Origin of the sequence: Mongoliitalea lutea, assembly GCF_014652135.1 — a bacterium.
GTDB classification, from domain to species: Bacteria; Bacteroidota; Bacteroidia; order Cytophagales; family Cyclobacteriaceae; genus Mongoliitalea; species Mongoliitalea lutea.
In genome coordinates, this window is record NZ_BMYF01000006.1 from 55,807 (window position 1) to 70,016 (window position 14,210).

Below are 14,210 nucleotides of genomic sequence, written 5' to 3' on the forward strand. Positions count from 1 at the left end.
ATGGCCTATAGAATAGTGATCATCGGAACGGGAAATGTGGCTTGGCATCTTGCAAGTGCTTTGGAGGATGCCGGCCATACCGTTACTGAAATTTACGGTCGAGATATTCAAAAAGCCACCAAACTGACTGGCAAACTATACACGACCGAACCTGTCGATTCTCTTGATTTTTCGGAATCTGAAGCAGAGATTTTTATTTTGGCAGTTTCTGATGATGCGGTCACCGAAGTAGCTGACGCGGTAATTCTTCCTGAAGAAAGTATATTGGTTCATACTTCCGGAACGCTACCCATAGATGTGTTGGGGTATAGTTCTGCGACCTACACTGGTATTTTTTATCCATTGCAGACGTTTACAAAGGGGAGGGAATTGGATTTTAGAGATGTTCCTATTCTTTTGGAAGCCGATGATCCAGGGGTCTTGGCTAAGCTAAAAAAATTAGCTAAAAGTTTGTCTGATCTTGTGTATGTGATCCGGTCTAAAGATCGAAAGGCCCTTCACGTGGCTGCGGTTTTTGCCAGTAATTTCTCCAATCATATGCTTCGCTTATCTGAGGAGATCATGTCAAGGCAAGGCTTGGATTTTGAAATGTTGAAACCGCTCATTATCGAAACCATCAGTAAAAGCCTTGAATTAGGAGCCAAAAAAGCCCAAACAGGCCCTGCTAAACGGGAGGATTTTGAGACTATGGAAGAACATTATCGCTTTTTAAACTACAACGAGCAGGTTGCAGAAATTTATCGACTGATTTCTCAGGATATAATTGATTCGCATTAGTATCTTGATAAAGTGTTGGAATAATTATTTGTGGAGTTTTAATTTTTCTCGATTCCTAAACTTGGCCATTGATTTTTTCTTACCTAGGCATTAGTTTAATTAATACGATTAATTTAGATAGGTTCAACTAAGTTTGTCTATTATTATTATTATTGAGGATTACTTATTTAAGTCTCACAAATGAATCAACTATGAAATTTTGGATATTAGCTTTTTTATTGACTTTGATAACTTTTGCTTGTTCTCAAAAAATGCAGACCGAGAAGAAGCTTGAAGCATCAGGAGTCACTCTTGCTTTTAGTATTGATGATAACACTCCTAATGTAAGTCTGGGTTTTTCGACTTTTCATGGGTTATTATTTAATATTCTTTGGCAGCGAAATGAAATCCAGATTTATGATATAGCTAATAGAGGCTTAGTCAAACGCCTGGCTTTTGAAAGTGAAGGTAATCAAGGAGTTGGGGATTTGTTTGGGATTCATGTCCATAGCTTGGATAGTATTTTTCTTTTTGGTCAAAGTGCTCCTATAATTTATCTGACAGACACTAGCGGTATTGTCAAACAGCGGCTGAGATATGTCGCTCCAGAAGGATATTCAACTGCTTTTGTTCATCCATCTTACTTTTTATCTCCTCCCATTATTACGGGTGATGAATTACTGGTAAAAACGCACGTGAATGGGAATTATCGCGAATTTACCAACGAGCTCCTAAGTGAAAGTCATATGGTTTATGCCATTAATCTGACCAATGGCAACGTTAGATTTGTAAATCATCGTTATCCCAATGATTATTTAGCAGATGGTTTGAAGCATTTTGAACCGAGCATGGCCAAAGGGAAGGATAAGATTGTTTATTCTTTATTTGGAGATCATCGGGTATTTTATGCGTCTTCATTTGAAGAAGAATTAAAATCAAAATATGCAGGGAGTCAGTATTTGGATGCACGGTTAAAACTATTTCCCTCAGGTGGTGAGCGATTGGAAACGATGCAGTATATGAATACGAGTTCTCGATATGATAACTTGGTTTACGACCCATATAGAAATCTCTACTACAGATTTGCCTACCCAACACTGGATATTACTGACTTGAATGAAATCCAACGATTGAGAACCTCTCCAGGTCCTTTCGTAATCATGGTTTTAGATGATGAGTTGAATGTCCTTGGGGAAACTTTCTTTGAGGCAGGTAGATATATGCCAAATAATTTTTTTATCCACGAAGATGGATTATACGTCTCCATCAATCATCCTGATAATCCTGAAAATGATGAGGATATGTTCAAGTTTGAATTGCTTAAAGTGATCGAGAAATGATTCGGTTTAGTTATGGGGAAAAAATATACCCCGAAATTGACTAAAAGCGTTCATTTCGGGGTTTTAGACTTGGAGATTATATGTGGAGGATCAGCTCTTGTTTAATCTTCCCAAGACCCAAATTTGCCTAATTGGTAATCTCTATAGGCTTCCATGATTTCTTGTTGGGTGTTCATGACAAATGGGCCTTGGGCGACCATCGGTTCGTTGAAAGGGATTGCATGCCCGAGTATGACGACTGCATCTTCTGTTGCCTCAAACTTGAGAAGTTCGCCATCGTTGTTGAATTCCACTAGATTTCTGAAAGGGATTTGCTCTCCCCACACGCTCACTTTACCTCTGACGATGTAGAAGAAGATATTTTCATTGCTAGGGATGGTTTTTTCAATGACAGCTCCTTTGGATAGATGAATCGTACTCAAAAAGATTGGCGTCAATGTCTCGAACGAACCTTGCTGTCCATTCCATTCTCCAGCAATTAGTTGCACATGCGCATTTCCATCATTCAATTTAAAATGCGTGATTTCATCTTTTTGAAGTCCAATGTACCGAGGTTCAGTCATTTTGTATTTTGCTGGTAGATTGAGCCACAGTTGAAGAATTTCTAAGTCACCTCCATTTTTCTTAAATTCACTGGAAGAAACTTCCGCATGGATCAAACCTCTTCCGGCCGTCATCCACTGAATTCCCCCAGCCTTTATAACTGATTCATGACCACCTGAGTCTTTGTGCATAATGTCTCCTTCCAAAATAAAGGTGACTGTTTCCATTCCTCTATGTGGATGTGGACCAAATGGCAATCCATTGTTGTTTTTCGGATAGGTTTGGAATCCGTGATGGTTGAGGAAAATAAAGGGGTCTATCTGTCTCAGTCTTGGAGATGGCAGAGGATTATAGGTGATAAGATCCGCTATCGGATGATAATCAGCTTTGTGTATATTTTTGATCGTTCTCATAAGCAAATATGTGTATATACATGTAATAAGCTTATTTCACTAAAAATTGTTCCCAAGACATAAAAAAAGCCCGGCTGTTCCGGGCTTTCAGTATTATTTTAACCAAGCTAAGGAAACTTCCTCTGGGGCTTTCATGCGATCTGCGACTCGCATGTATCGGTCGCTTAGATTTGCTAGGTAATCTTGGGCTTTTGCAGCCATACCATTCAATCCTGTGAGGTTTTCAATATCCCAAAGTTTGACCAAATGGTCGATAATTTTGGCATAATCCCAACCCGTGTACACACCAATTTTTTGGGTAATGGCTGAGAATTGATCGAACAAACTAGGGTTGCTTCCACCTGTTCCCATCAAAACCGCCGGCATGACGATTTGCTTGCGCATCATTTTTTCAAATGCCAGGATTGCTCCATTTGGATCAATTTCAAAAATCTGCGACATGAAGCTCTTGTAAGCTTTTTCATGTCTTGCTTCATCACCGGCTATGGTTTTACAAATTCTGGAGAGTACATCATCCCCAGCTTTATCGGCTAATTTACCGGTGTTTACATGGGAAATTTTTGTAGCTCTTTCCTGGAAAGAAGTATAAATAATCGCCTGATAAGGATCTCCTTCGGAGCGCGGGTCAAAACCATTGTAAATCAATCGGTGGATCGTTTGCTCCACTTTTTTCATATCGCATCTACCGGAGAGGTAGAGATATTTATTGAGTAAGTCTCCATGCCTGTTTTCTTCAGCAGTCCAAGCTTTGGACCATTTTACCCATCCGGAATTGCTCAAGAGCGAACCTTCCACATTGATCCCTTCCAATAAATTGAAATAGGTCTGATAACTTGGCAATGCTTCCTCGGTAATCATATTTCCAACCAAGGAAGTAATCACTGTATCCGGGATATTGGCAGAGCGTTCTTGCAGCTTTTTAAGTTCATCGAAAGCGTCAGGCTGAGACATATCAGGCAGAAAATCGGTTGGCTGCCAACATTCCTCCGGATCAACCAATACATTTTCTACGGCATGATTGACAAAGCCATCAAGTTGAGAAATCACTTCTAGGTTTTTCTCTAACTCATAATTAATTTTTTCTACTTTACTCATATTCTTTTGTTTAGCCTCGTGTATTGATTCATTGAGCAAATCTCTAAACAAGGCTTTTTACCAATTATCTTATAAAATTACTAACAATACTTGAGAAAGGGTACTAAAAAACTTGATTTGTGATATGGGTTTCCATGAGTGCTTTAATTCGGATATGGTCGGTCCATCTAAATGACACTTTACCCATCAATCAAGCCGTTTATACAGAATGATAACGCAGAAATTCAGAATTTTATATTTTTAAATAAACTTATATGCTATGAAAAAATATTTACTTCCGATTCTCGGTTTAGCTTTTCTTTGGTCTTGCGAGTCCAAAGTTGCCGAAGTTGATTACAGCGCCCTTAGTGACGAGGAGCGTCTGGAAGCTGCCAAAGCACTTGCCTTAGAAACCATCATCGTAGATGGGCACATGGATTTACCATTTCGTATGTACAATTTGGGTAACCATATGAATGGTCCTGTGTATGATTTTGTGACAAGGAGTACTGAAGGAAATATTGATTACCCTCGTGCCAAAGAAGGTGGTATGGATGCACCTTTTATGGCTATCTATATCCCCGCAGCTTATCAAACCCGTGGTGGAGCCAAGGATTTGGCAGATACCCTAATCATGATGGTAGAGCGCATGGTCAATACATGGCCTGATAAACTGGCACTTGCCCGTTCTCCTCAGGAAATTAAAGACAATTTCAGCAAAGGCCTGTTGTCTTTACCTATGGGTATCGAAAATGCAGCTGCTATCGAAGATGATCTTTCCAATGTGGAGTATTTTTACAATAAAGGTATTCGGTACATGACGTTAACCCATGGTCGTGATAATTTGGTTGGAGATTCCTCGTATGACGACTCTGAGACCCACGGTGGACTCAGTGAGTTTGGAAGAGATGTGGTGAAGGAAATGAACCGCCTAGGCATGATCATCGATGTTTCCCACATTACAGACAAGACTTTTTTTGATGTAGCGGAAGTGAGTACGGCTCCCATAGTGGCCACCCATAGTTCTGCAAGACATTTCACGCCTGGATTTGAGCGAAATGTGTCTGACGAAATCATTCAAAAGATTGCAGAAAAAAATGGAATGGTGATGATTACGTTTGGGGGAAGCTTTATCGACCAAGCGTATTCCGAAAAAAATGCAGCTAACCGAGCACATATTCAGGAATGGATGGCTGAAAATAACCTTACAAGAAGAGATGAACAAGCTCAGGCTTACATTGCTGCATATATGGAAGAAAATAAACCAATAGTCCATGTGTCTAAAGTGGTGGATCACATCGATCATGTGGTCAATTTGGTTGGTATTGATTATGTAGGCTTGGGTTCTGATTTTGACGGCGTGGGTGATACGCTGCCGGAGGGATTAAAAGATGCCTCAATGTATCCGAATATCATTGCTGAACTGATGAAAAGAGGCTATAGCAAAGAAGATATCATTAAAATCTGCCATGGCAACTTCTTCCGTGTGTGGGAAGATGTCATTGCTGCTGCAAACTAAAGCCTAACAGCTTCTCTTAGCTAAGCTGATTCAATTCCTTATCGATATTTTCTAAGATAAAATTGATCTCTTGGTTGAGAGAAGCTACTTTTTCTGTTGCTTCTTCCCCCAATTCAGTTACTTTTTCAACATTAGTTGCTAGTGTAGTAAGATTTGGTAAGTCCAAATTCAAGCCCAAACCTTTCAATGCATGCCCCGTTTGTTTTAAACGTTCCAAATTATTTTCTATTAAGTAGAGGGTAAGTTCGCTTTGAAGCTTGTTAAGATTCTTTTGGCTGACTTCTAACAATTCTTTAAAAAAATCTGGATCGGCTTCTCTAAATTCCTCATATCGTGAAAGCACTTGTTTACGTTGTATGGGTTTCTTATCGGATAAGTCTAAATATTTGTCAAGTACATTTTCAATATCTTCGATTAATACAGGTTTGCTCAAATAAGAATCCATGCCGATTGCAAGGCATTTTTCGAATTCACCTTTGACAGTACCCGCAGTTAAAGCTATGATAGGGACTCGGGATTCTTTGCCTTGTTCTAGAGCTCTAATTATAGCAGTAGCTTCATATCCACTCATTTCAGGCATTTGGATGTCCATGAAAATCAACGAAGGATTGTAAGCTTTGAATTGTTCAACTGCTTCTAGTCCATTTTTAGCCTCGAGTATTTTGGTATTTGGTATGAGGTTTTTGACTATAGTTTTTGCTAATAGCATGTTTACAGAGTTATCATCTACGAGCAAAATCTTTATTGCTTTTTTCTTGATAGTCCTTGATGGTGCTTCTACTTGTACTTGCTGCTGAGATCCAGCGATTTTTTCTAGTTCATTTGATTGCCAACTATTTTCTAGTTCCAATTCAAAAGAAAAAACGCTTCCTTTGTTGAGTTCACTTTCAACAGAAAGCCTACTTTCCATTAATTTGAGTAACTTGTTGCAAATTGTAAGACCTAAGCCAGTCCCTCCGTATTTTCGAGTGGTAGAATTATCCTCTTGTGCAAAGGCCTCAAAGATCACCTGCTTTTTTTCTTCTGAAATACCAATACCAGTATCCTTTACGGCAAATTCAATTCTACTTTTATTGGTTAATTTGCCCTGATTGATTAATGTGATTTTTAGTTCAATTTCTCCTTCGGAAGTGAATTTGGCTGCATTACTTAAAAGATTAATGAGGATTTGTTTAACACGCATCACATCTGCAATCACAAATTCCGGAACTTGAGGGTCTACAGATAAAACTAAGTTTAGGTTTTTTTGGTCTGCTGTTGGAGAAATAACTTTTAAACTTTCATTTGCGATATCGTTGATGTTGCACGACAACAAACTTAGTTCCAGTTTGCCAGCTTCAATTTTTGAGAAATCTAAAATGTCATTAATCAAATTAAGCAATAGCTTTCCTGACTGCATAATGGCATTTGAATACTCTTTTTGCTCTTTACTAAGTTTAGTTTTGGATAATAAGTCTGTAAATCCAATAACTCCATTTAAAGGTGTTCGTATTTCATGACTCATATTTGCCAAAAACTCAGATTTGGCAGTGGATGCTTCCCTGGCTTGTTCCATTGAGGCACGAAGACTTTCTTCCAGTTTTTTACGTTCTACAGCATTGGAAATGGAATCTGCGAAACTGATCAATAATGCTGTTTCTGCTTCACTCCATTCTCTTTCTTCTGAACAGTCATCAAATCCTACTAGACCCCAAAATTCTTTTCCAACAAAAACAGGAATAATAAGGATTGTCTTTATTCCTTGAAACTGTAAAAACTCACGTAAGGTATCTTCCTCGATTTTAGCTACGATAGAATAGAAAAACATGTTTTTTAGAAACTTTGAAAAAACATCTTGTCCAAAAATCTGTAGTGGAATATTTTGAAGATTTGGATTGTTTATCTCAGGGGGAACTCCATTAGCACTCCATTCGAATCGTTGGGAAATAAAATAGTCACCATCCTCACTTTTAAAACCTTCAAATAAATAGGCTCTATCTACACCAGCTCCATCTCCCAATAACGTTATAGCTTTTTGAGTAGCAAATGTAAATTCTCGATTTGATAAAAGTTCTTTAGTCGCAAAAGCAATGGAAGTGAGCATTTTTTCACTTCTCAATAAACTCATGTTAAAACTTTGAAGCTTTTGTTCATTAGCTTTAATCCTTATTTCGGCAATTTTTTGTTCAGTGATGTTTCTGATATTCAGAAAAAAGTAATTGCTGGTTTTATGTTCATTATTATACACTTTAAATGAAACTTCAAAAAAAATATTGTTGGTTTGATTACTTAATATAATATGCCCTGTTCGTTGATCGAGCAATTCTGGAAGGTCTTTCACTTCTTTTCCCAACTCTACTAGATTTTGAAAATTTTGAATTTGAAGAGTATTTAAATAAGCCTTAGCAGAAATGTTTATTGCAATCATATGTTTGTTTTGGTCGTAGATAATTACTCCTTCGCTGATATTCTGGAATATTGTTTTAAATGCTAGCGGTGGCGCTTTAAAAAATTGGTATTTGTAAAGAGCCCAAAAAATTATCAAGGCAGTAAAAGATAGTGCGAATGGAATCAAGTCCATATCATATGGTGCAAATCCAGCGATTGCAATGATGTGTGCTGCCCAAGGAATGAGTGAGCCCAATAGTACCATCCAAATTCGATTTATGTAAACCTTTGGACTAGCATAAAGTGCTCTTACAAGAATTATATTACTAACGATAGTAAGAATTGAGTTATATACAGCGTAAATCCAATGTAGGATGCCTTGTTTAACATCAACTGCGAAAAACAACCCATTATCACTTCCCCAAATTTCTTGAAAAAAAAGGCCATGAGCTTCATTAGTCCACATCATGATTAAAAAAAACAAAGAAAAGCTGAAAAGTGGAATGGTTAAAATAGGTGTAATATACTTGGAGTTGTTTGTGTATTTAAGTATGAAAAGTAAGAGGAGAGGTGTTAGAAAAACTCCTGGTAAATATTCCAATTTAAATATAAAAATTAAAACTTCCTCTGAAATAGCCATTAGCTCAAAACCGTAAAGTAAACCATAAAAAAAGCATGTAATTAACAAGAAAGAAAACTCCCTTTCTCCTTGTTTATTCTCAGATTTGATAGAAAGAATATACAGTGCTAAAAATAAAATACTTGTTGCAAATACCGGAATAGATAAAGGATTGAATGCAAGTGTTTGATTCATAGCAGCAGAAGCGTAAATGATAAAGCCTAAATTATAAAAACCTTGTTATATTCTATCAAAAATAGTAATATTAGTCTTGAAAGAAGATGTGAACTGCAAGAATGTACATTATCTGGTGCTTTGATTTTCTTTTAGGAATATTTTACAACATAAATTATTGTATCTATGAAACTTAGACTCTGTATTTTGATATTTTCTTTAATTCTTATATGTCCAGTTGTTTCTGTCTTCGCACAAGAGTTAAGTAAAGAAGAATTAGCCGAACAAAAACGCTTAGATAAAGTGGAAAAGCAGCGGCTAGCACAATTAAAATCTGAGGAAAAAAAACTTCAAGCGGAACTTAAGCAGGAACAAGCAATTCTTAAAGCAGAGCAAAAAAGAGTGGCCAATCTTGAAAAAGCTCAAAAAAACCATGATAAATCCTTGACAGCAAAAGGGAAAGCAGAGTTAAAGCTTTCAAAGCAAAAACTTGCCTTAGAAAAAGCAATTCAAAAAGGGAAAAAGACAGATGCTGATTTGGCTAAAATGGAACTTAATATTAAAAAAACTGAGATAGCGGTTCAGCAAGCAGAAATGAACATCCAACGGTATCTTCGGGATATTGACCGCTTTATGACAGAAGAGGAAAAACAGCGCTTACGGCCAGCTGTAGATAATTGAAATTGAAAATGTCAAGGGCTGAAATGAATCAGTCCTTTTTTATGACAAAACGGCTTATTTTTCATGGTTTTCTCTGAAATTCATGACATTATTACAGGGTTTTTATCCTTATTGCCATTGGAAGATTTTTTGCGTAGGAGCTCATATAAGGTAAGTAACTACAACCATTATGGATTTCAAAGAATATACAATCAAGTCGCAGGAAGCTATCCAAAAGGCAGCTGAACTTGCGATGGCCGCACAACAACAAGCCATAGAACCTACACATATCTTGAAGGGGATTTTGGCAGACGATGAACATGTGGTGGATTTTCTTTTTAAAAAATCTGCTATCAATAAGTCATTGTTGACTCAAAAGTTGGATGCTCTACTAGCCAGTTTGCCCAAAGTAAGTGGACAGCAACCCTATTTATCCCATGCCTCTCAGCAAGTACTAACAAAAGCAAAAGAGCAGTTGAAAAGTTTTGGAGATGAGTTTGTAGCTATCGAACATTTGCTTTTGGGAATGTTAGCCGGATCAGATAAGACAGCCCAGCTATTAAAAGATCTCGGCTTAAATGAGAAAAGCCTGAAAGAATCAATCAAGGAACTAAGACAAGGGAATAAAGTGACAGATCAAAATGCAGAATCCAAGTACAGGGCTTTGGAGAAATATTCCAAAAATCTGAACGAATTAGCCAAGAAAGGGAAAATTGACCCTGTGATTGGTAGGGATGAAGAAATCAGGAGAGTATTGCAGATTTTGGCCCGTAGGACCAAAAACAATCCTATCCTTTTGGGAGAACCAGGAGTGGGGAAAACGGCTATCGTGGAAGGCCTCGCCCAGCGTATCGTCAGTGGTGACGTGCCTGAAAACCTCAAATCAAAAACCCTCATCTCCTTAGATATGGGGTTGTTAGTGGCAGGTGCCAAATACAAAGGTGAATTTGAAGAGCGCTTAAAAGCAGTCATCAAAGAGGTGACCGATTCAGATGGTGAAATCATCTTATTCATTGATGAAATCCACACGCTTATCGGTGCAGGTGGAGGAGGAGAAGGAGCCATGGATGCCGCCAATCTCTTGAAACCAGCCTTGGCAAGGGGTGAATTGCATGCCATCGGTGCGACTACCTTGAAAGAATATCAAAAATACATTGAGAAAGATAAGGCATTGGAGCGAAGGTTTCAGGCTGTGATGGTGGATGAACCGGATGCTGCTGACGCAATTTCTATCCTGAGAGGTATCAAAGACAAATATGAATTACACCACGGGGTGAGAATCAAGGATGATGCAGTCATCGCGGCTGTGGAATTATCCCAGCGATACATTTCTGACAGATTCCTACCAGATAAAGCCATTGACTTGATGGATGAGGCTGCGGCCAAATTGCGTATGGAAATCGATTCCCTTCCTCAGGAATTGGATGAGCTGTATCGACGTATCATGCAATTGGAAATAGAGCGGGAAGCCATCAGGAGAGAAAATAATAAAGACAAGGAAGCTGTCCTCAGCAAAGAAATCGCTGGCTTAAGCGAAAGAAGGCAAGCAGTTAAAGCTAAGTGGGAAGCGGAAAAGGCTGTTATCATGGGTATTCGAAGAGAAAAAGAAGCCATTGATAAGTTTAAGCTGGAAGCCGAGCAAGCGGAGCGAGCAGGAGATTTTGGGAAAGTAGCCGAAATCAGATACGGTAAGATTATAGAAGCTGAGCAAAAGTTGGAGTCATTCAAAAAGCAATTGGATGATATGCAGCAAGGTTCGCCTCTACTGAAAGAAGAAGTGGATAATGAGGATATTGCCGCGGTAGTTTCCAAGTGGACTGGTATTCCTTTGTCCAAAATGATCCAAAGTGAGCGGGAAAAACTCCTGCACTTAGAGGATGAATTAGGGAAGCGCGTAGCTGGTCAAACGGAGGCAATTGTTGCTTTATCAGATGCGGTAAGGAGAAGCCGTGCAGGATTACAGGATCCAAAGCGACCAATTGGTTCATTTATCTTCATGGGTACCACCGGTGTCGGTAAGACCGAACTTGCAAAAGCTTTGGCTGAATATCTCTTTAACGATGAAAACGCCATGGTGAGGATCGATATGTCCGAGTATCAGGAGCGACATGCCGTATCTCGATTGGTGGGAGCGCCTCCAGGATATGTGGGGTATGATGAGGGGGGACAATTGACGGAGGCTGTTCGTCGCAAGCCTTATTCTGTAGTCTTATTAGATGAGATTGAAAAGGCTCACCCAGATGTTTTCAATATCTTGCTACAAGTATTGGATGATGGTCGCTTGACGGATAATAAAGGTCGAATTGCCAATTTCAAAAACACCATCATCATCTTGACGACCAATATAGGCTCGCACCTGATTCAGGAGCGCTTCGCTGAGATGGAGGAATGGAATAAAGAAGCAGTGATGGAAAAAACCAAGCAAGAAGTGTATGAATTGCTTCAAAAGTCTGTTCGTCCGGAATTCCTCAACCGTATTGACGAAACCATCATGTTTGAGCCATTGACCAAGTCAGTGACCAGAAAGATTGTCGATATACAATGGAAAGAAATTCAAAAACGCTTGGCAGAAGCAACTATCGAAATTGAAGCTACTCAAGAAGTATTGGATTATTTGGGTGAAGTCGGTTTTGATCCGCAGTTTGGAGCGAGACCATTGAAGCGAACCATGCAGCGACTGATTTTGAATGAGCTTTCTAAGCAAATCCTTGCAGGATACATAAAAAATGACTCCGCAGTATTGGTGGATTTGGATGCAGAAGGTCACGTGTATTTCAAGAATATTGCTGCCGTGGAAGTCTAATCCTTGGAGAAAAATTCCACTAAATACAACCTGTTAGGTTTTCCATCAGTCTTCATAGAGAGCTGAAAAGGAATTCAACCTAACAGGTTTTGTGTTTAGGTGGATATACGAATTATTAATCATTTTTGGGTTGGAATGCTACTGTCGTCAAACTTTTTACCCAGCCCTATGTTCTTTGCATGAATAGATTCAATCGCTATGCTTATCAAGCCCGGTACCACACTCGAGGTTGTATTTAAAGATGTTCAACAGGAAGTCCGACGCGGAGTGGTGGATAAAAAACATCCTTTTCGGTTCATTACACTAGCTACTGTTCAAAATGGAATCCCGGAAGCGCGGTATGTGGTTCTTCGGAAGATTGATGAGCAGTTTAATTTTTACCTTTATACAGACGCTCGTACCACAAAGGTGAAAGCAATCCAATCCAATCCCTTGGTTTCTGTTTTGCTTTACCATCCACAAAAAAGAGTACAGGTGCGGGTTCAGGCTTCTGCGATGATTCATCATAAGGATTCATTGGCATCCGATCATTGGATACGGGTGCAAGGAGATGCTCAAAAGGCATACAATTCAATTTTAGCTCCCGGGGAATTCATCTCAGCTCCCGAACAGGCGTATACTTGGGAGGAGGAACTTTCTAATGCTGAAAATTTTGCAGTTGTACTACTTAAACCATATAAACTGGATATTCTTCAGTTGAATGGGCTGGAGCATTTGAGGGCGGCTTTCAATTTTACAGCCGAGGGTTGGCAAGGAGAGTGGTTGGTTCCTTAATAATATTTCCTGACAGTATGTGTCAATAAATTTCTTAACTCATTTTTTGGGAGTACATTTACAGAGTAGTCGAGTCAAGGTTCTTGTTTCATTTACTTGATGTTTTTTAAGGATCAGAATGAAGGCTCCTCCATACATCGAACAACTAACTAAACTATATTATGTGGATAGCTTCTACAGATGGATTCATTTCCATCGTTCAACACCGTGAACTGCCGGACATGTTAATGGTCCGCGCGAGGGTTCGAAAGGATTTGCTCAGTTTATTTAAAGAAGAGCAGATTATTGAGACTTTGGATGCGGATTACCGCTTCCGGGTATTGGTTCCAAAAAAGGAAATGGCTGCATTGGTGGCTCAGAAAATTCTAGATTTGGATTATCTGAATTTCAAAAGTAAAGTGGCCAGGGTCCCTTCTCAGCAAGATAAGCTTACAGCATATCATGAGATCTGGGGAGTGATGTGGGAATATGGGAAAAAACAAAATCTTTAATTTATGAGAAAAATAATCTTTGTGCTCGGAATCCCAGGATCGGGAAAAAGCACTTTTATTCAAAAGCACTATGGAGATGCTGCTAAGTTTCATGTAATGGATTTGTATCAAGAGAGTATACTTCGCTTTGGGACTATTCAGCCTGTGTTGGATGGATTCAAGGTGGATGAAAATGATGCGTATATCGAGTTATACAATGAGGTTCCTTGGGATGCTTTTATGGCTTTTGATGATGGAAAAGTAGTTGTGATTGAGTGCCCTGTGTTGGATGAGGAGACCAGCCCATTTATGGAGCTGATTTATCAGGCAAGCGATGCGGGCGTAGAAACAGAAGTAATTTTTCTCACGGTAGAACCTGAAGAAGCTCATCGCAGAGTCCTGATAGCTGGTCCAGATTATCGCTCTTCTGCCGATATTTTGGAAGAACAGCTGGATGCTTTGGAGTTTTTGATCGATCACTGCAAGCGTAATAAGCTACAAGTGTAGAGTATTGCTGACTCAGTTTTTCATTTTGATTGAGTGTAAACTAGTCCCAAGAAATGCTGGAGTCATAGGTTAATTCTAAGGGGTATTGATTTACAGGTGTTTATGTGTATCTTAGCAAATGGGTTTTGTTAAAAAATCCGAAAACACGTAGCAGAAAGCCCTCATTAACGATTCTGGTACATGAATTGCTA

General features: G+C 38.9%; 11 protein-coding genes. 8 read left to right on the plus strand and 3 right to left on the minus strand.

Features of this window, described 5'->3' with window-relative positions:
- Positions 1–777 (plus strand): Rossmann-like and DUF2520 domain-containing protein, encoded by a 777-nt coding sequence (locus IE080_RS06195; RefSeq protein WP_189579597.1) that lies wholly within the window; start codon positions 1–3, stop codon positions 775–777.
- A 191-nt stretch (positions 778–968) separates the two neighbouring features.
- On the plus strand, positions 969–2,096 hold the full coding sequence (locus IE080_RS06200; RefSeq protein ID WP_189579598.1) for a DUF4221 family protein: 1,128 nt from the start codon (positions 969–971) through the stop codon (positions 2,094–2,096).
- A 101-nt stretch (positions 2,097–2,197) separates the two neighbouring features.
- On the opposite strand, the gene IE080_RS06205 is transcribed toward IE080_RS06200, so the two are convergent.
- Together IE080_RS06205 and IE080_RS06210 are read right to left on the minus strand one after the other, a co-directional pair.
- Entirely contained in the window at positions 2,198–3,052 is an 855-nt protein-coding gene (locus IE080_RS06205; RefSeq protein WP_189579599.1) for a pirin family protein, read from the minus strand.
- 93 nt (positions 3,053–3,145) lie between these two features.
- The gene (locus IE080_RS06210) at positions 3,146–4,147 is read right to left on the minus strand and encodes an acyl-ACP desaturase (RefSeq protein ID WP_189579600.1); all 1,002 of its coding nucleotides are present in this window, start codon (positions 4,145–4,147) and stop codon (positions 3,146–3,148) included.
- Between the two features lie 259 nt (positions 4,148–4,406).
- On the opposite strand from IE080_RS06210, the gene IE080_RS06215 reads away from it, so the two are divergent.
- Positions 4,407–5,645, plus strand: a complete 1,239-nt coding sequence (locus IE080_RS06215; protein ID WP_189579601.1) for a dipeptidase — start codon at positions 4,407–4,409, stop codon at positions 5,643–5,645.
- A 16-nt stretch (positions 5,646–5,661) separates the two neighbouring features.
- Here the strand turns inward: IE080_RS06215 and IE080_RS06220 are convergent, their stop codons facing one another.
- Positions 5,662–8,826, minus strand: coding sequence for a histidine kinase N-terminal 7TM domain-containing protein (locus tag IE080_RS06220; RefSeq protein ID WP_189579602.1), 3,165 nt, complete (start codon positions 8,824–8,826; stop codon positions 5,662–5,664).
- 186 nt (positions 8,827–9,012) lie between these two features.
- Between IE080_RS06220 and IE080_RS06225 the strand changes: the two genes are divergently transcribed.
- The 5 genes from IE080_RS06225 to IE080_RS06245 all read left to right on the plus strand — a co-directional run bounded on the left by IE080_RS06225 (position 9,013) and on the right by IE080_RS06245 (position 14,019).
- A complete protein-coding gene (locus tag IE080_RS06225) occupies positions 9,013–9,486 on the plus strand; it encodes a hypothetical protein (protein ID WP_229800523.1) in 474 nt (157 codons plus the stop codon).
- Positions 9,487–9,655: 169 nt separating this feature from the next.
- Entirely contained in the window at positions 9,656–12,268 is a 2,613-nt protein-coding gene (clpB, locus tag IE080_RS06230; protein WP_189579604.1) for an ATP-dependent chaperone ClpB, read from the plus strand.
- Between the two features lie 198 nt (positions 12,269–12,466).
- On the plus strand, positions 12,467–13,042 hold the full coding sequence (locus IE080_RS06235) for a pyridoxamine 5'-phosphate oxidase family protein (protein WP_189579605.1): 576 nt from the start codon (positions 12,467–12,469) through the stop codon (positions 13,040–13,042).
- Between the two features lie 161 nt (positions 13,043–13,203).
- Positions 13,204–13,533 carry a hypothetical protein gene (locus IE080_RS06240; protein ID WP_189579606.1) on the plus strand — a complete coding sequence of 110 codons (330 nt, stop codon included), beginning with the start codon at positions 13,204–13,206 and terminating at the stop codon, positions 13,531–13,533.
- A gap of 3 nt (positions 13,534–13,536) precedes the next feature.
- Positions 13,537–14,019, plus strand: coding sequence for a hypothetical protein (locus IE080_RS06245; protein ID WP_189579607.1), 483 nt, complete (start codon positions 13,537–13,539; stop codon positions 14,017–14,019).
- The last annotated feature ends 191 nt before the right edge of the window (positions 14,020–14,210 follow it).